Here is a 23,055-nt window from a genome sequence, read left to right on the forward strand (position 1 = left end):
CTTAGCCGCCGACCACCTCATTGCCGTCGACGATCTGCTTGCCCTTCAGGCCGATCGGCAGGCTGTCGATGTAGGCGTTGGGAGTACGTCCGTCGTAGGAAATGCCATCGATGATGTCGGTCGCCGGTGTCGGAGCGCGGTAGCCGTCGGTCTCCCAGGGGAAGTCGGCTTCGGCCACGTGACCTTCCTCGACCAGCATCTTCGCGGCCTGAAGATAGATGTCCGGGCGATAGACCGACTTGGCGACTTCGTCATACCAGCTGTCCGGCTGGTACTCTGCGATCTGGCCCCAGCGGCGCATCTGGGTCAGGTACCAGACCGCATCGGAGTAGTATGGATAGGTCGCGAAGTAACGGTAGAAGACGTTGAAGTCGGGGACCTCACGCTTGTCACCCTTCTCGTATTCGAAGGTGCCGGTCATGGAGTTGGCGATGACTTCCTTGTCCGCTCCGACATATTCAGAACGGGACAGGATTTCGACAGCTTCCATGCGGTTGGCGTTGTCGTTCTCGTCCAGCCACTTGGCCGCGCGGATCAGGGCCTTGGTGATGGCAAGCGTCGTGTTCGGATACTGTTCGGTGAACTCCTTGGTCAGGCCGAAGACCTTTTCCGGGTTGTTCTTCCAGATTTCGTAGTCCGTGATGACGGGAACGCCGATACCCTTGAAAACCGCCTGCTGGTTCCACGGCTCACCGACGCAGTAGCCATAGATGGTGCCGGCTTCCAGGGTTGCCGGCATCTGCGGCGGCGGGGTTACCGACAGCAGCGCATCGCCCATGATCTGGCCGGAGATGTCGGTCTTGGAATAGAAGCCCGGATGAATGTCACCGGAGGCCAGCCAGTAGCGCAGTTCGTAGTTGTGCGTGGAGACCGGGAAGACCATGCCCATATTGAAGGGCTTGCCTTCGGATTTGAACTTGTCGACGACCGGCTTCAGTGCAGTCGCCTTGACCGGATGAACCGGCTTGCCGTCGGCCTGCATTTCGAGATGCGGCTTCATCATCTCCCAGATCTCGTTGGAAACGGTAATGCCGTTGCCGTTGAGGTCCATGGAGAACGGGGTAACGATATGTGCCTTGGTGCCGAACCCGATGGTCGCCGCTAGCGGTTGACCGGCGAGCATGTGCGCCCCGTCCAGCTCACCGGTGATCACCCGGTCCAGCAGAACCTTCCAGTTCGCCTGGGGCTCGATCGTGACAAACAGGCCCTCGTCCTCGAAGTAACCCTTCTCGTAAGCAATCGCGAGCGGCGCCATATCCGTCAGCTTGATGAAGCCGAACTTCAGTTCGTCCTTTTCGACGTCCAGCATCTCGGCATGCGCCGGGACAAGCGCTGCGGTGAGGCCGGCGGCAAACATGGTGCCGAGCATCAGGCGGCGTGCGAGATTTACATCAGGTGTTTTCATGGTCACTTGCTGATCCCTCATTCTGGCAAGACCCCGGAGAGGTGGGCCAAGACCGTCTCGTGAAACAAAAAAGCCGCCGAGAAACCGAACCCCGCGGGAGGAGCGAGGGAGGGTTTCATCGGCGGCTTTGCCGTAACGCCCGTCATCGGACGTATTCTCTGGAAGGCCTTCGTTGGCTTTGCGTTCTACATAGCAGGCTTCGTGCCAGTTTGAATGTCTTCTTCTTTCTCTTTTCTTTTCATATATTTACGCCGGTTTCGACATTCTTAAACCCTTCGCATCTGCAGCATTTTCCGGCCCGTTTTATTTGCATTTGCACATGTTTTGGGCTGCTAGACGCGTCGCCCATTTCGTCAGCACTCAACATTTCAGAGAGAAGGCCGAAACATATGCCTCGATGTCACTTGGATCGAAATAGGCATGATCAAAGAAGCGGGCGCGTTCGGGCGCTAGCGGCAATGCCGACAACCCGAGCGCTCGGCGATACAAGTCGGCATCAAAGGTACGACGGACAATGCCCAGATGAGCCGGATCGAAATGCACCTGCCCCCAACGTACCATCTGAGAATAGAACCAGAGACCGTGTTCGGGTTGAGGGCTATGGGCGTGCTCTCCGGAAAAGGTCAGGAACGGCACCGAAATGGGAAGCGCCCCTTGCTCGAGACACAACTCGCCTGTCAACGCCGGCATGCAGAAATCGGGAGGACAGTCGAGCACGTCGGATGCGGACAGCAGATTGGCCAGCTTTTGTGCATTTGCAGGAGCACCGCACCAGGCCGCAGACCTGACAAGGGCGCGAATGAGCCGGTCAAGCAAATCGGGATGGGCATCGGCCCATCGTTCGGAGACACCAAGCACCTTCTCGGGGCTCGCAGGCCAGATCGCCTCCTTGAAGGTCACGATCCTCCCCGCCCCCGATGCCACTGAGACCGTGTTCCACGGCTCACCGACGCAATAGCCGTCGATCTGACCGACAGCCAAAGCATCGGGCATGAGCGGCGGAGGCAGCACGGTAATCTCCACGTCCAGATCCGGGTGTATCCCTGCCGCGGCAAGCCAGTACCTCAGTTCGTAAGCATGGCCCGAAAATGGATGCACAACACCGAACCGCAGCGGAGGCCTTACCTCTGCAGAGCGCGCTTCAATCACCCTCTTGAGTGCGTCCCCGGTGGTTGCCGGATCCCCCTCCTGCCCTGCCCCGGCATCAACCATGGCCCGCCAGATCTCGGTCGATACGGTGATGGCATTGCCACCAAGTCCCAGAGCCATCGGAGCACGCATGGGGACCGCGAGGGAGGTTATGTTCAGCGAGGCCGCGATCGGCATAGGTCCCAGCATATGAGCCACGTCGAAATGTCCGACGGATATGCGGTCGCGAATATTGGCCCAGGAGGTTTCGCGGACAAGCTTCAGCTCGATCCCCTCGGCCTCGGCAAAGCCAAGCTGCGCCGCCGCAATCAGAAGCGCACTGTCGAGGAGCGGGATATATCCGGCAATCACGGTTTCTCGTGCATTCGGCATGGCAGTCAGATCCCGGTCAGGTTCTTGTCTTGAGTCGCTCGGCAATCCTGAAACACATCTCAATCCTCCAGCAGGCCGGCAGCAAGAATGAGCCCCTGCGCGACATCTATGATTTTCCGGCTCTGGTTCATCGCCGTCTTGCGCAACAGGCGATAGGCCTCATCCTCGGTAATGCCTCTCGATTTCATCAGGATCCCCTTCGCCCGGTCGATTGTCTTGCGTTCGGCCAGCTCCATGCGCACCTCCTGCAATTCCCGATTAAGCCGCGAATAGGCCCGGAACCGGCTTATCGCCATGTCGAGGATGGGCTTGACCCGCTCCTTCTTCAGACCGTCGACTACGTAGGCCGATACTCCGGCATCAACTGCCGCCTCGATCGAGCCGCTCTCGGACTTATCGACGAACATGGCAATCGGACGCTGGACAGCCCTGGTAACCTGAAAGATATGCTCGAGCTGATCGCGATTCGGATTTTCCAGATCAATGACGATGACGTCAGGCTCGATTTCCGTAATTCGACGGACAAGACCATCCATCTGGGCGATCACGATCACCTTGTCATGACCGGCGTCACGCAACCCCTGCTCGATAATCGAGGCGCGGATGCGATTGTCGTCGATGACAAGGATTGAAAGTGCTGGTGCCATGGCGTCATTATGGCGTTGCGCTATTTTTGTGCAACGCACATAAATAGGCATGAAGTGCACAGAGAATAGTCAAAATGGTAGGCTGTGCAAATCAACCCGATCTGCGGCCTGAGCTGTTAGAACAAAGCAGATATTTCATCCCTCAAACACATAACTCTTTCATTTTGGAATGAATTTTGGTTCACTTGCTAGAGAGTATTATTGCTGCGCCGTCGAGACGGGGTTTCAACCCGGCCATGACAGGGCAGAATTGGGAGGAATTTTGCGATGCCAAAGATCGCCATTGTGGGCTCGGGCTTTATCGGCCGGGGCTGGGCAATCAGTTATGCGCGGGCAGGCTATGACGTCAGCCTGTGGGATCGGGAAACGAGCGCCCCGGAGGCGGCCATCGGCTATATCGCGGAAGTGCTCGGCGATCTGGCCGCGAACGATTTGCTGAATGGGCAGACGCCGGACGAGGTTCTGCCCCGCCTGTCGGCCGAGGGAGATCTGGCAGCGGCGCTGGACGGTGCGGTGCACGTGCAGGAAAACGTCCCGGAGATCCTTGAGGTCAAACGCGACCTTTATACCCGCCTTGACGATCTGGCGGCACCTACAACCGTTCTCGCAAGCTCCACCTCGGCGCTGCTGCCATCGCGCTTCACCGATCATCTGAAGCACCGCGAACGCTGCCTCGTCGCACACCCGATCAATCCGCCCTACCTGATCAAGGCGGTCGAAGTTGTGCCCGCGCCATGGACCTCCGCTGCGGCAATGGAACAGACCCGCCTGTTGATGCTTGAGGCGGGTCAATCGCCGATCATGATGACCAAGGAGATCGACGGCTTCATCATGAACCGCATGCAAGGGGCCCTGCTGGAGGAGGCATTCCGCCTCGTTGCGGGCGGATATGCCAGCGCTGAGGACGTCGACATCGGCATTCGCGAAGGCCTTGCCGCCCGTTGGGCGTTCATGGGGCCGTTCGAGACGATCGACCTCAATGCCCCTTCCGGTGTGCGTGATTATGTCGGCCGCTACGATGGCATGTTCGCCAACATGTTCGAGCAGATGAAGACCCGCGCCGACTGGTCCGGCGAGGTGCTCGACCGGATCGAGGAAGACAGGCGCCAGCGGCTTCCGGCAGACAAACTGGAAGAGAGACAGAAATGGCGCGACCGCCGCCTGATGGCCCTGGCCGCGCACAAACGTTCAGAGGAGGAGAAAACCGGCAAATGAGCACACAAGCTGAGACAGGTTCCGCCAACACAGTGAAGGGCAAGGTCGTCATTACCTGTGCCATTACCGGCGCAATCCATACGCCGACCATGTCGCCGCACCTGCCGATTACACCGGACGAGATTGTCGATGAGGCTATCAAGGCCGCAGAAGCAGGCGCAGCGGTCCTTCACCTGCATGCGCGAGACCCGGAAACGGGCAAGCCGGACCAAAGCATCGAAGGGTTCGCCAAGTTCCTGCCGCGGATCAAGCAAGCGACGAATGCCGCGCTGAACCTGACCACCGGCGGCAGCCCCTTCATGACCGTGGAGGAGCGGGTGCGGCCGGCGGCGACGTTCAAGCCGGAAGTGGCCTCTCTCAACATGGGCTCGATGAATTTCGGCCTGTTCCACATGGCTGCGAAATACGAGACCTTCAAGTTCGATTGGGAAAAGCCCTTTCTGGAAGCATCGCGGGACCTGGTTTTCCGTAATTCCTTCAAGGATATCGAGTACGTTCTGTCGACCTGCTACGAGAACGGCACCCGCTTCGAGTTCGAATGCTACGACATCTCGCACCTCTACAACCTGGCGCATTTCGTCGACCGCGGGCTGGTGAAGCCGCCCTTCTTCGTCCAGTCGGTCTTCGGACTGCTCGGCGGGATAGGCACACACCCGGAAGACGTACAGCACATGAAGCGGACGGCCGATCGCCTGTTCGGCGATGCCTACCGCTGGTCGGTGCTGGGTGCCGGCTCCGCGCAGCTGCGGATCGCGGCGCAGGCCGCTGCCCTCGGGGGCAATGTGCGCGTCGGCCTGGAAGACAGCCTGTGGGCCGGCAAGGGCAAACTGGCGGAATCGAGTGCCGATCAGGTGAAGATGGTTCGGAAGGTCATCGAGGGCCTAGGCCTTGAGGTCGCCACGCCGGACGAGGCCAGACAGATCCTGTCTCTCAAGGGTGGCGATCAGGTCGCGTTCTGATACCGGATCCATTCGCCGCGCCAAAGCGGATGACTGGCACTCAGGTCATGCAAAAACCCCGGCGCATACGCACCGGGGTTTTCACGTTTGAGAGGACGTGGCGGGTGAGTGAACCTCTAGTCCGGTTCAGCTTGAACCGGTCGCATGCTTGACGTTCCGGTTCTGCGTATCGCGGAGGGCGCGTGCAGTGTTGTCAAAAAGGTCAGATCACGAATGAAATCAGCTCGTCCGAAGCTGCCGACTTGACGAGGCTGTCGTGCAGCTTTGCAGCCTCGACGGCAGAGCCGAAAAGCGAACCCTGCGCCTGGTCACAGCCGATCGCCCGCAGATACTCCGCCTGCCCCACGGTCTCAACACCTGCAGCGATCACGGTCAGATCGAAATTGCGGGACAGTTCGACTATGGAGCGCACGATGAGGGTACTCTGCTGAGAACTCTCCAGCCCCTTGATGAAAGACCGGTCAATCTTGATCGAGTCGATCGGGTAGTCCCGCAAGTGTGTCAGTGACGCAAAGCCGGCACCGAAGTCATCAAGAGCGATCGACACGCCCGCCTCCCGCAGTTCCAGCAGGATCCGGCTGACGCTTTCGGTCTCTTCGTTCAGGAGAACGCTCTCCGTGACCTCCAGACGGATCACACCCGGAGAAATCTTGTGCTCATCAAGTAGCGTCAGGAACCCTGTTGCGAAGTCCTCTGTCTGGAACCAGTACTTGGACGCGTTGATGCTCACACAGCCAGGATCGACTTTCTCGGCTTTCCACTTCGCAAGATCATCGAGCACCAGTTGGAAGACACTGCTATCGACGATGCGGGCACTTTCCGGATCCTTGAAGGCCTCCCAGAAGTCGTCCGGACCAAGCAGCGTATTGTTCGGGGAACTTATGCGCACCAGAGCCTCTGCTCCGCGCAACTGCCTGTTCGTCAGGTCGACGATAGGTTGATAATGCGCCCGGATGCGGTCGGAGCGATAGGCCGACCTTACGACGTCGATGGCCTTCTGACGCGCCCCGAAGATCCGCTTCAGTTCCTGCGTGTAGACCCCGACCCTGCCACGTCCCGAGCGCTTCACGCGGTAAAGCGCCATGTCGGCAAACTTCATCAAGTCTTCAGGCGTCTTGGCATCCATCGGAGCAAAGGCGATCCCGATCGACGCGCTGACATAGGCCGCGGTTTTCTCGAAGGGAATGGCCTCCTTGATCCGCGAGATGATCATGGACCCCAGCTGACGCGGAAGCATGACCTTGTTGCAGCAAACGATGATCGCGAATTCGTCGCCCCCAATGCGGGCGCAGATCGCATCCTCACCTGCAACATCGCGGATGCGGCGCGAAACGACCCGAATGACCTCATCGCCCGCCTGGTGTCCGAGGCTGTCATTGGCCAGCTTGAAGCCGTCCAGATCAATCAGCATCAGGGCGTAGTACGACCCTTCCTCCTTGACCTGCTTCAGGACCCGATCAAGTTCGTTATGGAACCAGTGCCGGTTCCCAAGCCCCGACAGAGCATCGATGTTGGCAGTGCGCCATAGGCCTTGCTCCTGCTCGTATCGCTCGGTGATGTCGTCCATCACACCGATGACCACGCTATCATTGTCGGATCCCGTGTCCACTTCGCCCATGAAGCGAATGCGCCGCCTGTCGCCTTTGGCGGTCATGAAGTCAGCGTCAACGAGAAAACTACCCTTGGACGCAAGGTCGCGCTCGACTGTCTGCAGAACACGGAGACGTTCGTCCTCGGGAAAATACTCCAGAGCCTCGTCGAGTGACGGAGATTTATCAGAGACCGGCAGGCCATGGAGCGCGAAGATCTGGTCCGACCAAACCGTCTCTCGTGTCGCCAGATTGACCCTGAACGCGCCTATTTCCGCCAGAGTCTCGACCTGCTTCAAAAGCCGGTTCTTTCGCGCAACCTCAACGCTGCGTTCCTGCGCCAGCCAGCTTGACTCGTGAGCTACCGACACCGCCTGATAGGATCTCATGAGGCCTTCGACGATATTGGCGAGGGATTTGAGCTGCTCGAGCTGGCTTTGCGTCGGCATCCGCGGCTTCCGGTCAATGACGCACAAGGCGCCCAGAAAGCGCTCACCATCAAGACTGATCGGACATCCTGCGTAAAACCGTATCCACGGGGCTCTGTTGACGAGGGGATTGTCGCAAAAGCGCTGGTCGTACAGTGCATCTTCAACGACCAGAACATCTCCTGAGGCGACAGCGTGGGTGCAGAAGGAAACATTGCGCGACGTGCATTCCGCATCGAGACCCACCGAGGATTTGAACCACTGGTAGTTTTCTTCGACGAGAGAAATCAGCGCGATCGGGCATTCAAAAATTGCCGCGGCAAGCTTTGTTACCGCGTCGAAAGCAGGTTCGCGCTTGGTGTCGATGATATTCAGTGACCGCAGTTCGGCCAACCGCTCCATTTCATTGTCCGGAACCGGAAATTTGCTCATGCACCGAAACGCCCTAGCCTGCCTCAACCAGAAGCCTGACCATACGTAATAATCGATAACAAAAAACAAATTCAGATATTAATATTTATAACACTGCAATTTTTGACGATATCTACTTCAGAAATATATAGTATCCAATCAAAACCACACGATCAGCACTTGATTTCAGACCAGAAAATCTTGAACCCATCAATCCTGGGCGGCTAGCGAGAGGGCCTCCTTGAGGCGAGAATGGTCTCCAACCATATTGGCGAGCACCAGTATCAGCCGGGCGTTGAAGGCATCGCTTTCCTCCTTCGAAAGCCCGTCATGGGCTGAAAGAAGGTCAGCATAGAAATCGTCCGGGCGTTCCAGTCCCTTTGGGGCTTCTTTCGTCATCGTCATTCTGCCGTCTTGCCGATTGCCGTCATGAGCGCGTCTCTCACCGCGCTCTCGTCATAGTCCACCCACCGTGCAGCGACATGCTGGTCCGGGCGCAGGAGATAGACCGCGCCGTCTGCATCGCCAAGGTAGCGCTCGCGCAGGGCATCTGACATTTCGTCTCTGCGCACCGAGATGCCCCGAATTTCGACCCCTTCGATCATGAAAATATCCGGGATATCGCGCCCCAAACCAAGAAGCGTGAAGTCACCGCCCAGGCTCTTCAAAAGCCAATCCTCTCCAAGAGGCGCGTCGGACGCCGGTGCGCCCGGCCGGGTGCGGGAGGGAAGGCCCTTCGCATCAGGTCCGTTCAGCGCCGACCCGTCATAGGTGCTCGGCAAGGAAAGGCGGCCCGAGTTCACTAGCGGCCTTGCAAAGGCATGGTGCTCCGCAAGGTCCAGGACCGCGTTCCGAAAGATGCGGCTCATCTCGGATTTCGGCGTAATGAAATCGGTAGAACGGCTGGAATTCAGAATGTTCTCGTCGGCTGCGAACACACGCTCGGCGTCATAGGTATCAAGCAGGCTTTCGTGTGCCTTGCCGCCGAGAACCAGCTTCAGCTTCCAGGCAAGATTCTCCGCGTCCTGGAAGCCGGAGTTTGCGCCGCGTGCGCCGAAGGGTGAGACCTGGTGGGCGCTGTCGCCGGCAAAGAGAACGCGGCCATGGCGGAACTTCTCCATCCGGCGGCACTGGAACGTGTAGATAGAAACCCACTCAAGATCGAACTCCACCTCCTCGCCCAGCATCTGCCTGAGCCGAGGAATGACTTTCTCCGGTTTCTTCTCGTCTTCCTTGTCGATGTCCCAGCCGAGCTGGAGATCGATCCGCCAGACGCCGTCGGGCTGCTTGTGAAGAAGGGCCGACTGCCCCTTGTTGAAGGGCGGGTCGAACCAGAACCAGCGCTCCGTCGGGAAGTCGGCCTTCATGGTGACGTCAGCGATGAGGAAGTTGTCCTCAAAGACGCGACCGACGAAATCGAGGCCCATCATGCGGCGTGTGGGCGAGCCGGCCCCGTCGCAGGCTATCAGCCAGTCGCAGGTGAGATCATAAGGGCCGTCCGGGGTCTCGACGGTCAGACGATTGCAGCGCTCGACCGCTTCCAAAGCGGTGACCTTGCTGTTGCCACGGATCTCGATGGGCTTGCCTTCGGCCTGCAGTTCCCGGACCCGGTCGACCAGATAGAGCTCGCAATAGTACTGCTGCAGATTGATGAAGGCCGGACGCTTGTGGCCATCCTCGGGCAACAGGTTGAAGTCATAGACCTTGCGGTCGCCAAAGAAGACTTTGCCGAGGTTCCAGACGACGCCCTTGTCGGCATAGGCATCGCCGCAGCCGAGCCGGTCCATGATTTCGAGAGACCGCTTGGAAAAACAGATGGCACGGGAGCCGAAACTGACCTTGTCGTTTTCGTCCAGAACGACCACCGGCACATCCTGCTGTGCCAGATCGATGGCAGCCGCAAGCCCCACGGGCCCGGCGCCAATGACAATCACCGGATGATTGACCGGCGAGACCGCGTCCTGATCGCTCGAGCGCTCATAGGGGTAGAGCGGCGTTTCAAAGATTTTAGACATGGTTCCTCCCGGACAGGCGGCTTCATGCCGCCCGGTCCATCTGTCTTTGCGGCCTCGGGCGTTTAGTCCTGAAGCTTTGCCCACATGTCGGCGTCGCGCTCGGCGGTCCAGATGCGCGGCGTGTCGATGCCCAGCGCCTCGTCGTATGCACGGGCAACGTTGAACGGCAGGCAGTGCTCGTAGATCGCATAGTCCTTGAACTTCGGATCGCATTCGGCGCGGCAGGCATCCCAGGCTTCCTTGAGAGAACCGCCGCCTTGCGCGACACGGGCGACCGGCTTGTAGGTGGAGGTGACGAAGTCGGCAGTGTTGGTCAGAGCCTTGCCGACCATTTCCTTGCCGACCAAGGCATCACCGCGGCCCGGTGCAATCGCCTCGACATCGAAGGAGCGGATCGCTTCCAGCGTCGCCGGCCAGTCGGTGAAATGGCCATCGCCGCAGTAGCAGGCGGAGTGGTATTCGACGATGTCGCCGGTGAACATGACGTTTTCGTCCGGCACGTGGATGACGATGTCACCGGCGGTGTGGGCACGACCAAGGAAGCGCAGGTCGACGCGGCGCTTGCCGAGATAGACGGTCATGCGATCGTTGAAGGTCGTGGTTGGCCAGGTCAGCGGCGGGATCTTGGCGACATCGTCGTAGCCCATGAACAGACGCGGGAAACGCATGAACTCGGACTCGCGGTCTTCCGCACCGCGTTCCACCACCATGGAGCGGGCCTTCTGGCTCATGATGATGTTGGGCGCCTGATAGGCGGCTGCGCCCAGAACACGCACGGCGTGATAATGGGTCAGGACCAGATGGCTGATCGGCTTGTCGGTGACGGAGCGAACTTTCTCGATCACCTTGTTCGCCAGTTCCGGGGTCGCCTGGGCTTCCACGATCATGACGCTGTCATCGCCAATGATGACGCCGGTGTTCGGATCGCCTTCGGCTGTAAAGGCCCAGAGATCCTTGCCGATTTCCTCGAAAGTGATCTTCTTTTCTTCCATGTCGCCCTGGGAGGCGAATTTCTTGCTCATTTGGTGTTCCGTCCAATTTGTCAGGCCTGCCGGCCAATTCAGAGTAGGTTTCAGAGGAGGCTCAAGCTCCCTCGTATTTCTCCACGGCCTGTTCGATCGCACCGAAGATGGAATGGCCGGACTGGTCCATCATCTCGATGCGGACTGTGTCGCCGAACTTCATGAACGGCGTTTTCGGCTCGCCATCGTTGATGGTCTCGATCATGCGGATCTCGGCAATACACGAGTAGCCGACACCGCCCTCAGACACCGGCTTGCCCGGGCCGCCCTCCAGCTTGTTGGAGACGGTGCCGGAACCGATGATCGCACCGGCCCCGAGCGGGCGGGTCTTCGCGGCATGGGCAATCAGCGTCGGGAAGTCGAAAGTCATGTCCACGCCTGCTTCAGCACGGCCAAAGGCCTCTCCGTTGTAATCGACGCGAAGCGGCAGGCTGACCTTGCCGCCGTCCCAGGCATCCCCCAGCTCATCCGGGGTCACCGCCACGGGTGAGAAAGCCGACGATGGCTTGGACTGGAAGAAGCCGAAGCCCTTGCCAAGTTCCGCCGGGATCAGACCGCGCAGGGAAACGTCGTTGACCAGCATGATCATACGGATGGCATCGCGCGCTTGTTCAACGGTCGCGCCCATGGGCACATCGCCCGTGATGACGGCGATCTCGCCTTCCATGTCGATGCCCCAGGCCTCGTCGCCCATGAGGATCGGGTCGCGGGGCGCAAGGAAGCTGTCCGACCCGCCCTGGTACATCAGCGGGTCGGTCCAGAAGCTCGCGGGCATTTCCGCGTTGCGGGCCTTACGGACCAGCTCGACATGATTGACGTACGCAGAGCCGTCGGCCCACTGGTAGGCGCGCGGCAGAGGCGACATGGCGTCATGCTCGTGAAAGCGCAGCGACGGCACCGCGTCGTGACTGAGGCTTTCGGCCAAAACTTCCAGCTTCGGCGCGACCTTCTCCCAGTTGTCTAGAGCTGCCTGCAACGTCGGGGCAATATGGGTTGCCTCGGTGCAACGGGTCAGTTCGCGGTTGACGATGACCAGCTTGCCGTCGCGGCTGCCGTCCTTGAGCGTAGCGAGTTTCATGAGTGTTTCCTCGGTATCGTCAGGCCGTCCTTGCCGACCGTCGTTTGTCCGGCGAACTGCGGCGCACAAGCGTCCAGCCAGTCCTGCTCTGCAAAGCCCGGCAGGTCCGCCGGGATCAGATGATTGAGTACGAGATGACGGGCCCCGGCCAGCGCTGCAATCCTTGCCGCGTCGGGAGCGATTGTATGGCTTGCCATCAGGTGCTGGCGCAGCCTGTCGCCGTTGCCTGTGATTTCCACGATCCGGTCGACCCCGTGCTCCAGCATCGCCTCGTGAACAAGGATGTCGCAGTCCCCGGCGAACTCGGCGAGCGGCGGGAAAAAGGCCGTGTCGGCTCCGAACACGACCGACCAGTTGCCGCTGTCGTCGGACGCATTAAACCGCAGGGCGAAGCAGTCAACGACAGGCGGATGGTCGACCCTGAGAGCCGATACCTTGAGCGCCGCATCGCCAAGCTCGATGTCCCCTTCCCTGATCGACCGGATCTCGACCAGGCCGCGCAGGTCCGGCCTGCCCTCATCCGCAATGCGCAAGTCGATGTCGTAGCGCATGGAGGCAAGGAAACCGTCCCAGTACTCCTGAAGATCAGCCGGTCCGAAGACCGTCACTTTTTTGGAAAGGCCCGTGGTCCAGGCCGTATGGATCAGCGGCCCCAGCTCCAGCACATGATCGGAATGCATGTGCGTGATGAAGATGAGATCCATCTCCTTCAGGCTGACGCCGGCCTCGACGAGGCCTCGGGTCACACCGAGACCGCAGTCGATGACGCACCGCCGCCCCGCAATTTCCAGCAGGGAACTGGTTGGAGACGGGCCGCCCGGCCGGATCGCGGGACCTCCCTTGGATCCGAGGATGACAAGGCGGTCCTGCGTTCCCTCCTGCGCAGATCGATCGCTCATCACTTGTCCCAGTTGCCTTCGAGAGTGCCGTCGAATTTCTTCTCAAGGCTCTCCCAGCAGTCGATGTAATCGTCCTGGAGCAAGGCTTCCTGTGCGGCGAATTTGGTCAGATGCTGCGGAAAGCGGGTCTCGAACATGAAGGACATGGTGTTGTCCAGCTTCTCCGCCTTGAGGTCGGCGTTGGACGCGCCTTCATAGGCGTTCTTGTCCGGGCCGTGGGGCAGCATCATGTTGTGCAGGCTCATGCCGCCCGGCACGAAGCCCTGCGGCTTGGCATCATACTGACCGTAGATGTTGCCCATCAGCTCGGACATGATGTTCTTGTGGTACCAGGGTGGACGGAAGGTGTCCTCGGCCACCATCCAGCGCTCGCGGAAGAGCACGAAGTCGATGTTCGCCGTGCCCGGAACGCCGGAAGGCGCGGTCAGAACGGTGAAGATCGACGGGTCCGGGTGATCGAACAGCACTGCCCCGACCGGGCAGTAGGTTCTCAGATCGTATTTCACCGGCGCGTAGTTGCCGTGCCAGGCGACGATATCAAGCGGCGAATGTCCGATCTTCGTTTCATGAAACTGGCCACACCACTTGATGGTGATCTTGGAGGGGGCTTCGCGCTCCTCGAACCAGGCGACCGGGGTCTTGAAGTCGCGCCGGTTGGCCATGCAGTTGGCGCCGATCGGACCACGGCCCGGCAGTTCGAACTTCTGGCCGTAGTTCTCGCAGACGAACCCACGAGCCGGACCATCGATCAGCTCCACCCGGTAGACAAGGCCGCGCGGGATGATCGCGATTTCCTTCGGCTCCAGATCAATGATGCCGAGTTCGGTGCAGAACCGCAGTCGTCCTTCCTGGGGAACGATGAGCAACTCGCTGTCAGCGGAATAGAAATACTCATCCACCATGGACTGCGTCACCAGGTAGATATGGCTCGCCATGCCGACCTGGGTGTTCACGTCGCCTGCCGTGGTCATGGTGCGCATGCCGGTCAGCCAGGTGAGCGCCTGATCCGTATGCGGCACCGGATCCCAGCGGTACTGGCCGAGGGAAATGACATCCGGATCCACATGCGGCGCAGACTTCCAATAGGGAAGATCAATCTTGGTATAGCGTGTGGAGTGCTTCACCGACGGGCGGATGCGGTAGCACCAGGTCCGCTCGTTCTGATGGCTCGGAGCAGTGAAGGCGGTGCCTGAAAGTTGCTCGGCATAAAGGCCATAAGCGCATTTCTGTGGGCTGTTCATGCCCTGCGGCAGCGCTCCTGGCAGCGCCTCGGTTTCGAAGTCATTGCCGAAACCGGGCATGTATTCGAGCGTATTTTGCCCGGCAATCTGGCTGGCATCCTGGCGCATCTTGTCTCCTCCCGAAACGGGCTACCTGCAAATTAGTTACGTATGTAACTTTCTGTTTGCAACTGGTCAAGCTGGCAATGCGGGCCCGCGTCACTCCGTCTGCGGGCATGGTAACCCATCCCCTTCCCGTCCGCTCAAATTTGGGCGGCGAGCCCACGCACTTGTGAATCGGTACGGGCACTGTTATAAGAACAAAGCAAGAACAAATGAGGTGACGCAATGCTGCCGGCTTCCAGTGAACTCCCTGCTTCCATTGAAGCACCCGCCGTGGGCGAAACGGGTTGCGGCTTCACCCGTATCGGCAGACACGTCCCTCCGTATCTGTTGCATAAGGCGATCTCGGTCCGCTCCGATGATATCGATGACCTGCTGCTGTTCCTGGGCAAGACCAGGGACAAGGCCGAAAGAATTCGGGAAAATGCTCCGGCCGGGAGTTATCTCGACAGTGTCCTGGAGCGTACCATTCATGGAATCGAGCAGGAAATTGCGCAGCTACGGTATCTTCTGGGTAACAAGGATCCCGCAGCCAAGGCCGTAGCTGGGACCGCGCAACGCATGCGGCCGGCAGACTGAGCCTACCCCGCCCGTACCGCGTGCCACCGGGGCTTGGAGCCTGGGCAGACATTTACTGCACCGGCGCGCACTACCGGTATTTCGCCGCCGTGATGAATTCGCCGAAGGCCTCGCACCAGATCACAACAGTCGTGTACCCCTCGATACGGATGCCGTTCGGCACGTCCAGAATAAATCCGTCGAAGGACTTCACATCCCCGATGCGCACGGAGCGGTCTCTCAGCTTCTCGAACTGAGCCTCGTCCTCTACAAAGTCCTCGACGAGATAAAGCTTGTAATCCGGTCCGGGGGCAAGCCGGCCTTCATGCACGATGCGTTCGTTTGAAACGCTGACAGTGCCTTCACCCCAATGCAGGAAATCGCTGCCCTTGAGGTTGCGTGTGAACTCGGCGGCAAACTCGGCCGACTGCGCCGCGCTCCGAAGGGTTGCCTGGTCCGGTGCCTGGGGGGCGGTCAGGATCGGCAGCAGATAGACCCCAAGCGCGAAACCGATGCCGAGCATGGCGCCGTGAGAAACCAGAAGTGCTATGATCCGAAGCATGCGATCCCCCGTGAAGATCTGCCTCCCTCACCGGAGGAAAACAGATGTCTCGCTTCGCATGTCGATCATTGCAAATCAATACATGGTTGACGAGGCCTGAGCCGCTGACTTGCTTGCTTCCTGCGTCAAGCCTCAGGCCGCCGCTTCGTCGCCCGGAGCTGTTTGCCATCCAAGGTCAGTCAACGTCACGATCCGATTGCCGCGCAGATCCGTCGCACAGACAAGGAAACCGCGCTCCTCCATGTGGCTTAGCAGCCATCGCGCCCGGCCCGGGGACCGGGTGCCATAGGCTGTCGCGATCTCGATGTTGCCCGGACATGGTGCCTTGGCGAGCGCTGCCTTGGCCAGCAGCAGGTAGACACCGCGCATGTCCTCGGGAAGTTCGGACGCGATAAGCTCTGCCTTCTGCCATTCGTTGTCGTCGATATCGCCCTTCTCGACGCCCGCGCGGGCAACCGACAGCTTCTCGCGGAAGACCTGAAGGTCCGGCGCACCACCGGGAAGCTTGGAAATGCGGCAACGTACCTGGAAATCCTGATAGAGCGAGGCAATCGGCTGGAAGGCCGCATCAGGCTCATCGAGGATCTCGCCGATGATCCGGTCGATTGTCTCCTCCCGCTCGCCATAGTCCAGAAGGCTGGCGGCCGGTTCCACTGCGGCATCCGCGGCGTGCTCGGCACTGGACAACTGACTCAGCACGTCGGAGGTGGAAAGGACCGGCTCCGGACTGCGCGGCCGCATTGGAATGGCTTCCCCCGGCGCGGGTGTGAAGATGAGATCCTTTGCCTCTTCCACGGGCTTTTCGGGAAGCGGCATCAACTTCGGGCTTCCGCCACGACCGGAGGTCTCCACCGGGCCGATCTTCACCGGAATCGGGCGCCGAGACAAAGCGGGCCCCAGGGCAATGAAATGACCTCGATCCAGATTGCGGAAGGATTCTGCCTGGCGCCGCTCCATGCCGAGGAGATCTGCAGCACGGGCCATGTCGATATCGAGGAAGGTACGCCCCATCAGAAAATTGGAGGCTTCCGCCGCCACGTTCTTGGCAAGCTTTGCCAGGCGTTGTGTCGCGATGATGCCGGCAAGGCCGCGCTTGCGCCCGCGGCACATGAGGTTGGTCATGGCACCCAAGGACCGGCGCCGCGCCTCTTCGCTGACTTCGCCGGCCGCCGCCGGTGCAAATAGCTGCGCCTCGTCCACGACCACCAGCATCGGATACCAGAGGTCCCGGTCCGCATCGAAGAGACCGTCAAGGAATGTGGCTGCCGCCTTCATCTGGCGGTCAGCGTCCAACCCTTCCAGGTTCAGGACAACCGATACCCGGTGCTGACGCACCCGGCCCGCGATCATCTGAAGGTCTTTCTCGGTCCCCACGGCGTCGACGACCACATGACCGTATTTTTCGGCAAGGGAAACGAAGTCGCCTTCCGGATCGATGATCGCTTGCTGGACCCATGGCGCGGATTGTTCCAGAAGCCGGCGCAGAAGATGCGACTTACCGGAACCGGAATTGCCCTGAACCAGCAACCGGGTCGCCAGCAGTTCTTCCAGATCCATTCCAGCGCGCGAACCGCTCGCAACTTCGCCGATATCGATGCTAACCGTCATTCACCAATCCAGAAGACATGTTCAATGTCGAATGTCCTGCGCGCGGATGCATTCGCTCCATTCATTGCACGGAAAAAAGCATGATTCCCGGCTGGCAGCCAAAATTCGAGCGCGAACCGGTGGCCTTTTCCCCCTCATCACAAGGGTTTTCAACAGACCGCCAACTCCTTTGACCGATCTATAGAGCAATATTGCCAAGGGCAAGGGATGTGCGGCAGGAATACAGACCGATGACCCCCGGACGGTTCCATAAAAGAAAAATCCCCACCGCCCGGGGGCAGTGAGGATCTGGGGTCGAATACCTCTCGCAAGAGGCAGGATGGGGCCACGTATTCGACCGTACCGGGATACTGCCTGCATTTTTGCTTTCAGGCTTGGCATCCCCCGCAAGCCGGACCCGCGTTTTCGCGTTTGTGATCCGCTGCGAAAGCATCGTCCTGTGAACTGCCGCCCAAAGGAACGATTGCAACTTTTGATCGTTTCATCTGCAGCGACCTTGGCCTAATGTCATACGTGAAATGGAGTATTTCACGGTATAAACGCCGTGTTTCACCAATCCAACGTCCTGATTTCAAAAGACTTTCCGGACTTTCGGCCTATGAGCAAAAATACGGACATTGATAAGGCACCAAAACCATCGCGGGAATCCGTTGACCAAATCATTGCAAGAATTCGCGAGTCGGCGGAGTTCTCCGGGTCCGTGAGACTGCAGAATTTCCTCACATATATTGTGGATGAGACACTCGCCGGGCGCGGCGAAAAACTGCTCGGCAAAACAATCGCCGCGGATGTCTATAACCGCCTGCCCTCGCAAGATGGCGATCCATCGAACCTCGTGCGGGTGGACGCAAGACGGCTGCGACAGGCGCTTTCTTCCTACTATAAAAGCGTTGGCGTGGACGACCCAATCTGGATCCATGTGGATCCGGGCCAGTATGCCGTCCGCTTCGAAGTCCGACCGGAGAGAGCGGATCCAGGAGGTGCGGCCATAAAATCGCGTTATGGCGCCAGGATTGCCATTTCCCTCGTCGCCTTGGCCGTTGCAGGCGGTTTGGCCCTGTTGGTGATCGATCAACGACCATGGACTGAATCGGACCTCGATTTGTCTCCCCCGAGCCGCTCAGGCGAAGCTGAGCGCGAAGCTCTCATGCTCAAGTCCCCTGCCGCGCTGCAGGCCAGCAATCTCGCAGAACAGGCGCGCGATCTCATCTTCCCCGCGATCGACCCGATCCGGCTACGGGCGACCCGGGACATGTTCGAGCACGCGGTCCGGCTCGACCCACTGCAATTCCGTGCGCATGCTGGCCTGGCACAGGTCATCGGCCTGCAGGCGTTCCGGTTCCCGCCCGGAGAGGAAAAAGCGGCACTGCTGGAACTTGGAATGGAGCACGCAAATCAGGCCCTGCAACTGAACCCGTCTGCTGCGTGGACGCAGTCGGCTCTCGCCTGGATGGCATTCGCGCGCGGTGATGTCGACGAGGCCCGAAGCTATTCGGCCAGGGCGCTTGCGATTGCCCCTGAGGATCTGAGCGTTGTCGACTTCGACTCCCTCATCGCCTTCTTCGGAGGCGATTTCGAGCGCGTGATTTCGGTCGCCAACCCGGCCAACTACTCGGTCAACTCCCCCGGAAGGCACGTGTTCCGGATTTCATATGCGACCGCCAAGTTTCACCTCGGCGATTTTCAGGGCTGCATTTCGGAGTTGAAGCGTGCGGCGGCGGCTGGCAGTCCCGTAGGCCCGATCAGCCATGCCTACCTGATAGCTGCGCACCAGAGGGCCGGACAATCAGCCGATGCCAGACGACTGCTTGAAGAGTTCGAGAAATCCTGGCCAGACAGCAGGTTTCACCTTGCATTGAAGCTTTTGTTCGTGGACGACAATGATCTTGAGGCGCTGCTGTCCGCGCTTCGCGAGGCCGGTTGGAAAGCCCCGGAAAACTGACCCTTTGCGTGTCAGGCGTGTGGGCCAGCATCATGAGCAGACTGTTTCTTTAACCGCGGGCGCTGAAACAATCTTGCCGAAAGACATATTCAATCATATGAATATTGATATTGATTGAGGTCTCATGCTTCACGGGAGGACGCAGATGACACGTTTTCTTTCAGATCTTCGCGAATTTTCGGGTTTCGATCGCTTTCGGATGACGGGCGTCGGCGTCATGGCGCTCGCACTTGCCGTAATCTGTGGACCGGCCCTTGCCGAGGAAGGTTTGAAAATTCAGGGCGATGACACGGTGGTGACCGTCGAAACGGAAGACGGCGCGATCGACATCACGCGCAAGAAAACCGAGGCGGCGCTGATCGGCGGCGTCCTTCAGCCGATGGTGCCTGTTCCGGGAGTGACACCCGTGGGCGAGCTGGAGGTGCTGGAGGCCCTGAAGGCCAAGAGCGCAAAAGTCGTCGACATGCGCACGACGGAATGGCGCACCCAGGCGACCATCCCGGGCAGCATCCATATCCCCTATACCGAGGTTGCCATGCGTCTGGATGAACTGGGCTGCACAGGCGGCCAGGGCGCATGGGAGTGTTCGGCAGCGGACGACATGATCGCCTTCTGCAACGGCCCTGCCTGTCCGCAAAGCCCGACGGCGATCAAGGCGATGGTCCGCGAAGGCTATCCGGTTGAGAAGATCTTCTATTACCGCGGCGGCATGCAGGACTGGATTGTGCTGGGCCTCACGACCGCCGAGGACATGTTCTGAGCCAGTCTTGGCAAATGGTCTTTTGACCCTGACATGCAGAAGGCGCCGTTTCGGCGCCTTCCGTGTATTTGATGCTCTCAATCCCGGCCAGGTCAGCCGGCCTTGAAGCCTCCAGCAAACGCCGTTTTTGAAAGCGGCAGGCGCGGGCTCGGAAGGTCACGCTCCTGCAGGGCTTCTGGCAGCACAGACACATCGCCCCGACGACCCACCGCGAAAGCGATTTCGATCTTGTAGCGCTCCGGCACGTTCAGGGCTGCCGGAATATCGTCATGCATCAGGCCTGCCATGGCATGGGCGTGATACCCGAGGGCCGTTGCCTGGAGAGCCGCCTGGGCCCAGGCAGCGCCTGCGTCGAAGGAGTGGGTCCCGGAAACCAGCGGTTCGGCCCCTTCCTGGTCAACGAGCTTGTCGGAGAACAGGAACACCAGTGCGGATGCGCGCTGCGCCCAATCCTTGTTGAACGGGTTCAGCAGGTCCAGCAGCTTGTCCCAGTTTGCGTCGCCGCGCAGGGCATAGACGAAACGCCAGGGCTGAACGTTGTAGGCGGACGGAGCCCAACGGGCGGCCTCAAGAATGGTCATCAGGTCCGCCTGGGGCATCTGTGAGCCATCATAGGCGCGTGGCGACCAACGCCCGACGAAAAGCGGCTCCACGGGATGCTCGGCGTTACGGTACTCGTCAAGCTTGATGTCATTTGCGACGTGAATGGTCATGGCACTCTCCAATAGCGCGGGAGGCTCGATGCCCCGCTTGTCTCTGTCGTGGTGCCAATGTGATCCTTTTTATCTTGATATCAAGATAGTCCTTCGCGCGTTTCCATGACTACAGTGTTCGCCAATGATGAACAATTACGTACCTCTATCCACCATCTCGCACCGCTGGTCATGGCTTCGGCAAAACGACCTCGTCGTTGCGATCAAAGGTGACGTTCATCTCGATTACCTGCCCGCTCATTTCGGTTGTCACCGAGCGCTTAATGGGTAAGTCGCTGTCGACGGGCAACCAGGTGATCACCGTGGAGACCGCGGGAGGGTCGGTGGTTTCCTGAATATAGGTGAACTTGCGGAGCGTGACGCCGTCCAGGTCTTCCGTTTCGCAAGCGATGTCCTTGATCGTCTCCCTGGTGGCCGCATTTGCAGCCAGGCGGTCTTCCAACCAGTCCGGGGCCCGTGTCCGTGATGGCGACCAGGTCATACCGTCACGCGAGACATATTCCTGATTTCCCAGAACCAACCAATGAACCCCGGTCTCCTTCACCACCTGATAAAAATGGCTGTAATCCTGGTAGAACTGGGTCGAATGCTGGACAACCTGCCCGCCGATAAGCGTCTGCGTTTCCTCACGGTAATTCGACGCCGTTTCCCCGGCCTTCATCATCGCCTGAATGTCGTTCTTGCAGTCTGCGAGCGCAGCTGGGCCTGAAAGGAGCACCGAACCTAAAGCGGCAAAATATAGTCTGATCATCACTTCCCCCATTAACGTAAGGGAAGCCTAGCGCAAATCACGTGCGGCCCGCCATAGTCTCGCGGAGCCGCATCTGACGACGGCATGGTTCATGCCGTCGTCAGAGGGTCTTGGAGGTCAGGCGAAGTCGCCCTTGAATTCGTCGCGCAGGACGTTCTTCTGGATCTTGCCCATGGTATTGCGCGGCAGAGCGTCCAGAACATGCACCTTCTTCGGCTGCTTGAACTTCGCCAGCTTGTCAGCGAGTTCGGAGACAATGCTGTCCTTGTCGAGCTTGGCTCCGCTCTTCGGTGCGACCACTGCCACGACACCCTCGCCGAAGTCCGGATGCGGCACGCCGATGACGGCGCTTTCCGCCACTCCGTCGATCTCGTCCAGAAGCGCTTCCACCTCTGCGGGATAGACGTTGAAGCCGCCCGAGATGATCAGGTCCTTGGAGCGTCCGACGATGGAGATATAGCCCTCGTTGTCGATACGGCCCATGTCGCCTGTGATGAAGTAGAAGTCCGCGCGGAATTCCTCGGCGGTCTTCTCCGGCATGCGCCAGTAACCCCGGAAGACGTTCGGTCCCTTTACCTCGATGATACCGACATCGCCCTGCGGCACCTCGCGACCGGTTTCAGGATCGGCAATGCGCACGCTGACACCCGGCAGCGGATAGCCGACGGTGCCCGGACGGCGGTCGCCGTCATAGGGGTTCGAGGTGTTCATGTTGGTTTCGGTCATGCCGTAACGCTCGAGGATCGCGTGACCGGTTCGCGCGCTGAACTCCTTGTGGGTCTCGGCCGACAGGGGCGCAGAGCCCGAAATGAACAGGCGCATGTGAGCGACCAGCTCACGCGTGAAGGCATCCGACCCGAGCAGACGCGTATAGAAGGTCGGGACACCCATCATTGCCGTTGCCCTCGGCAGCAGCGAAAGGACCGCGTCGAGATCGAATTTCGGAAGGAACAGCATCGACCCGCCGGCCATGAGCAGGCAATTTGTCGCCACGAACAGCCCATGGGTGTGGAAGATCGGAAGGGCGTGCAGGAGCACGTCCTCTGACGTGAAGCGCCAGTAATCGACGAGGGTGCGGGCGTTGGATGCCAGGTTCTCGTGGCTCAGCATCGCGCCCTTGGAACGGCCCGTAGTCCCGGAGGTATAGAGAATGGCGGCAAGATCGTCATCGAGGCGCGGCACATCCTCGAAACTCTTTGCAGCCTTTTCCGCCAGATCCCGCAACGTGCCCTTGGCTTGGGCATCGAGGGTCTGCAGGCTGGCACCCACCTTCTTCGCCGTCTCCGCAAGCGCATCGGCACGCGAAGGGTCACAGACGAACACCGACGGTTCGGCGTCGGTGACGAAATAGTCGATTTCCGCCGGAGTGTAGGCCGTGTTGAGGGGGAGGAAAACGCCCCCTGCCCGTACGGTCGCCAGATAAAGCAGCAGCGCATCGGGCGTCTTTTCCACCTGAACGGCAACGCGGTCACCCGGCTCGACGCCCAGATCGACAAGGGCGTTGGCGTAGCGAGCCGACCAGTCGAGAACATCCGCATAGGTAAAGACCGTGCCGTCCTGCGTTTCCAGGAATGGCTTTTGAAGGTCCGGCATCCTCGACCGGATCTCGGAGAAAAGGTGGTTGGTCAT

General features: G+C 59.7%; 20 protein-coding genes. 5 read left to right on the plus strand and 15 right to left on the minus strand.

Going from position 1 to position 23,055, the window contains the following annotated elements:
• Nucleotide 1: 1 nt before the first annotated feature.
• From ACN0SY_RS04670 to ACN0SY_RS04680, 3 genes are all read right to left on the minus strand, one after another.
• Nucleotides 2-1,369 carry a CmpA/NrtA family ABC transporter substrate-binding protein gene (locus ACN0SY_RS04670; protein ID WP_417685873.1) on the minus strand — a complete coding sequence of 456 codons (1,368 nt, stop codon included), beginning with the start codon at nt 1,367-1,369 and terminating at the stop codon, nt 2-4.
• A gap of 396 nt (nt 1,370-1,765) precedes the next feature.
• Complete coding sequence (locus ACN0SY_RS04675) at nt 1,766-2,926, minus strand: CmpA/NrtA family ABC transporter substrate-binding protein (RefSeq protein WP_417684888.1); 1,161 nt, start codon at nt 2,924-2,926, stop codon at nt 1,766-1,768.
• A 59-nt stretch (nt 2,927-2,985) separates the two neighbouring features.
• The gene (locus tag ACN0SY_RS04680; RefSeq protein ID WP_417684890.1) at nt 2,986-3,573 is read right to left on the minus strand and encodes an ANTAR domain-containing response regulator; all 588 of its coding nucleotides are present in this window, start codon (nt 3,571-3,573) and stop codon (nt 2,986-2,988) included.
• A 267-nt stretch (nt 3,574-3,840) separates the two neighbouring features.
• Between ACN0SY_RS04680 and ACN0SY_RS04685 the strand changes: the two genes are divergently transcribed.
• Nucleotides 3,841-4,788 carry a 3-hydroxyacyl-CoA dehydrogenase gene (locus ACN0SY_RS04685; RefSeq protein WP_417684892.1) on the plus strand — a complete coding sequence of 316 codons (948 nt, stop codon included), beginning with the start codon at nt 3,841-3,843 and terminating at the stop codon, nt 4,786-4,788.
• Complete coding sequence (locus ACN0SY_RS04690; protein ID WP_417684894.1) at nt 4,785-5,747, plus strand: 3-keto-5-aminohexanoate cleavage protein; 963 nt, start codon at nt 4,785-4,787, stop codon at nt 5,745-5,747. Before ACN0SY_RS04685 ends, ACN0SY_RS04690 begins: the two co-directional genes overlap by 4 nt.
• 202 nt (nt 5,748-5,949) lie before the next feature.
• Here ACN0SY_RS04690 and ACN0SY_RS04695 read toward each other — a convergent pair whose 3' ends face one another.
• The 7 genes from ACN0SY_RS04695 to hmgA form a co-directional block, all read right to left on the minus strand.
• The gene (locus tag ACN0SY_RS04695; RefSeq protein ID WP_417684895.1) at nt 5,950-8,196 is read right to left on the minus strand and encodes an EAL domain-containing protein; all 2,247 of its coding nucleotides are present in this window, start codon (nt 8,194-8,196) and stop codon (nt 5,950-5,952) included.
• 189 nt (nt 8,197-8,385) lie between these two features.
• Nucleotides 8,386-8,580, minus strand: a complete 195-nt coding sequence (locus tag ACN0SY_RS04700; protein ID WP_417684897.1) for a DUF2783 domain-containing protein — start codon at nt 8,578-8,580, stop codon at nt 8,386-8,388.
• A complete protein-coding gene (locus tag ACN0SY_RS04705; RefSeq protein ID WP_417684898.1) occupies nt 8,577-10,190 on the minus strand; it encodes an FAD-dependent oxidoreductase in 1,614 nt (537 codons plus the stop codon). Before ACN0SY_RS04705 ends, ACN0SY_RS04700 begins: the two co-directional genes overlap by 4 nt.
• A 62-nt stretch (nt 10,191-10,252) precedes the next feature.
• Complete coding sequence (locus ACN0SY_RS04710; protein WP_417684900.1) at nt 10,253-11,212, minus strand: MBL fold metallo-hydrolase; 960 nt, start codon at nt 11,210-11,212, stop codon at nt 10,253-10,255.
• A gap of 61 nt (nt 11,213-11,273) precedes the next feature.
• Nucleotides 11,274-12,290: a fumarylacetoacetate hydrolase family protein gene (locus ACN0SY_RS04715; protein WP_417684902.1), complete on the minus strand. Its 1,017-nt coding sequence runs from the start codon at nt 12,288-12,290 to the stop codon at nt 11,274-11,276.
• Complete coding sequence (locus tag ACN0SY_RS04720; protein WP_417684904.1) at nt 12,287-13,189, minus strand: MBL fold metallo-hydrolase; 903 nt, start codon at nt 13,187-13,189, stop codon at nt 12,287-12,289. Before ACN0SY_RS04720 ends, ACN0SY_RS04715 begins: the two co-directional genes overlap by 4 nt.
• Nucleotides 13,189-14,538, minus strand: coding sequence for a homogentisate 1,2-dioxygenase (hmgA, locus tag ACN0SY_RS04725; protein ID WP_417684906.1), 1,350 nt, complete (start codon nt 14,536-14,538; stop codon nt 13,189-13,191). The genes ACN0SY_RS04720 and hmgA overlap by 1 nt, the downstream gene beginning before the upstream one ends.
• 219 nt (nt 14,539-14,757) lie before the next feature.
• On the opposite strand from hmgA, the gene ACN0SY_RS04730 reads away from it, so the two are divergent.
• Nucleotides 14,758-15,111 (plus strand): hypothetical protein, encoded by a 354-nt coding sequence (locus tag ACN0SY_RS04730; RefSeq protein ID WP_417684908.1) that lies wholly within the window; start codon nt 14,758-14,760, stop codon nt 15,109-15,111.
• A 70-nt stretch (nt 15,112-15,181) separates the two neighbouring features.
• Here the strand turns inward: ACN0SY_RS04730 and ACN0SY_RS04735 are convergent, their stop codons facing one another.
• Nucleotides 15,182-15,652 (minus strand): DM13 domain-containing protein, encoded by a 471-nt coding sequence (locus ACN0SY_RS04735; RefSeq protein ID WP_417684910.1) that lies wholly within the window; start codon nt 15,650-15,652, stop codon nt 15,182-15,184.
• A 132-nt stretch (nt 15,653-15,784) separates the two neighbouring features.
• On the minus strand, nt 15,785-17,260 hold the full coding sequence (locus tag ACN0SY_RS04740; protein ID WP_417684912.1) for a helicase HerA domain-containing protein: 1,476 nt from the start codon (nt 17,258-17,260) through the stop codon (nt 15,785-15,787).
• A gap of 700 nt (nt 17,261-17,960) precedes the next feature.
• Between ACN0SY_RS04740 and ACN0SY_RS04745 the strand changes: the two genes are divergently transcribed.
• Together ACN0SY_RS04745 and ACN0SY_RS04750 are read left to right on the plus strand one after the other, a co-directional pair.
• The gene (locus tag ACN0SY_RS04745; RefSeq protein ID WP_417684914.1) at nt 17,961-19,202 is read left to right on the plus strand and encodes a hypothetical protein; all 1,242 of its coding nucleotides are present in this window, start codon (nt 17,961-17,963) and stop codon (nt 19,200-19,202) included.
• 145 nt (nt 19,203-19,347) lie between these two features.
• Nucleotides 19,348-19,962 (plus strand): rhodanese-like domain-containing protein, encoded by a 615-nt coding sequence (locus ACN0SY_RS04750; protein ID WP_417684916.1) that lies wholly within the window; start codon nt 19,348-19,350, stop codon nt 19,960-19,962.
• 92 nt (nt 19,963-20,054) lie between these two features.
• On the opposite strand, the gene ACN0SY_RS04755 is transcribed toward ACN0SY_RS04750, so the two are convergent.
• The 3 genes from ACN0SY_RS04755 to ACN0SY_RS04765 form a co-directional block, all read right to left on the minus strand.
• Complete coding sequence (locus tag ACN0SY_RS04755) at nt 20,055-20,675, minus strand: nitroreductase family protein (protein WP_417684918.1); 621 nt, start codon at nt 20,673-20,675, stop codon at nt 20,055-20,057.
• A 169-nt stretch (nt 20,676-20,844) separates the two neighbouring features.
• A complete protein-coding gene (locus ACN0SY_RS04760) occupies nt 20,845-21,426 on the minus strand; it encodes a hypothetical protein (RefSeq protein ID WP_417684920.1) in 582 nt (193 codons plus the stop codon).
• A 117-nt stretch (nt 21,427-21,543) separates the two neighbouring features.
• The gene (locus ACN0SY_RS04765) at nt 21,544-23,055 is read right to left on the minus strand and encodes a malonate--CoA ligase (protein ID WP_417684922.1); all 1,512 of its coding nucleotides are present in this window, start codon (nt 23,053-23,055) and stop codon (nt 21,544-21,546) included.

The sequence above is a fragment of the Roseibium sp. genome (genome assembly GCF_048261595.1).
In the GTDB taxonomy this organism is placed as follows: Bacteria; Pseudomonadota; Alphaproteobacteria; order Rhizobiales; family Stappiaceae; genus Roseibium.

Bases quoted from the DNA above. Each gene is read 5' to 3' on its own strand.
- ACN0SY_RS04710 (WP_417684900.1), bottom strand. From the start codon at position 11,212: ATGAGCAAGAAATTCGCCTCCCAGGGCGACATGGAAGAAAAGAAGATC.
- ACN0SY_RS04670 (WP_417685873.1), bottom strand. From the start codon at position 1,369: ATGCTCGGCACCATGTTTGCCGCCGGCCTCACCGCAGCGCTTGTCCCG.
- ACN0SY_RS04730 (WP_417684908.1), top strand. From the start codon at position 14,758: ATGCTGCCGGCTTCCAGTGAACTCCCTGCTTCCATTGAAGCACCCGCC.
- hmgA (WP_417684906.1), bottom strand. From the start codon at position 14,538: ATGCGCCAGGATGCCAGCCAGATTGCCGGGCAAAATACGCTCGAATAC.
- ACN0SY_RS04695 (WP_417684895.1), bottom strand. From the start codon at position 8,196: ATGAGCAAATTTCCGGTTCCGGACAATGAAATGGAGCGGTTGGCCGAA.
- ACN0SY_RS04760 (WP_417684920.1), bottom strand. From the start codon at position 21,426: ATGATCAGACTATATTTTGCCGCTTTAGGTTCGGTGCTCCTTTCAGGC.
- ACN0SY_RS04740 (WP_417684912.1), bottom strand. From the start codon at position 17,260: ATGACGGTTAGCATCGATATCGGCGAAGTTGCGAGCGGTTCGCGCGCT.
- ACN0SY_RS04720 (WP_417684904.1), bottom strand. From the start codon at position 13,189: ATGAGCGATCGATCTGCGCAGGAGGGAACGCAGGACCGCCTTGTCATC.
- ACN0SY_RS04765 (WP_417684922.1), bottom strand. From the start codon at position 23,055: ATGACCAACCACCTTTTCTCCGAGATCCGGTCGAGGATGCCGGACCTT.
- ACN0SY_RS04715 (WP_417684902.1), bottom strand. From the start codon at position 12,290: ATGAAACTCGCTACGCTCAAGGACGGCAGCCGCGACGGCAAGCTGGTC.
- ACN0SY_RS04690 (WP_417684894.1), top strand. From the start codon at position 4,785: ATGAGCACACAAGCTGAGACAGGTTCCGCCAACACAGTGAAGGGCAAG.
- ACN0SY_RS04735 (WP_417684910.1), bottom strand. From the start codon at position 15,652: ATGCTTCGGATCATAGCACTTCTGGTTTCTCACGGCGCCATGCTCGGC.
- ACN0SY_RS04750 (WP_417684916.1), top strand. From the start codon at position 19,348: ATGACACGTTTTCTTTCAGATCTTCGCGAATTTTCGGGTTTCGATCGC.
- ACN0SY_RS04755 (WP_417684918.1), bottom strand. From the start codon at position 20,675: ATGACCATTCACGTCGCAAATGACATCAAGCTTGACGAGTACCGTAAC.
- ACN0SY_RS04680 (WP_417684890.1), bottom strand. From the start codon at position 3,573: ATGGCACCAGCACTTTCAATCCTTGTCATCGACGACAATCGCATCCGC.
- ACN0SY_RS04700 (WP_417684897.1), bottom strand. From the start codon at position 8,580: ATGACGATGACGAAAGAAGCCCCAAAGGGACTGGAACGCCCGGACGAT.
- ACN0SY_RS04685 (WP_417684892.1), top strand. From the start codon at position 3,841: ATGCCAAAGATCGCCATTGTGGGCTCGGGCTTTATCGGCCGGGGCTGG.
- ACN0SY_RS04705 (WP_417684898.1), bottom strand. From the start codon at position 10,190: ATGTCTAAAATCTTTGAAACGCCGCTCTACCCCTATGAGCGCTCGAGC.
- ACN0SY_RS04675 (WP_417684888.1), bottom strand. From the start codon at position 2,926: ATGCCGAATGCACGAGAAACCGTGATTGCCGGATATATCCCGCTCCTC.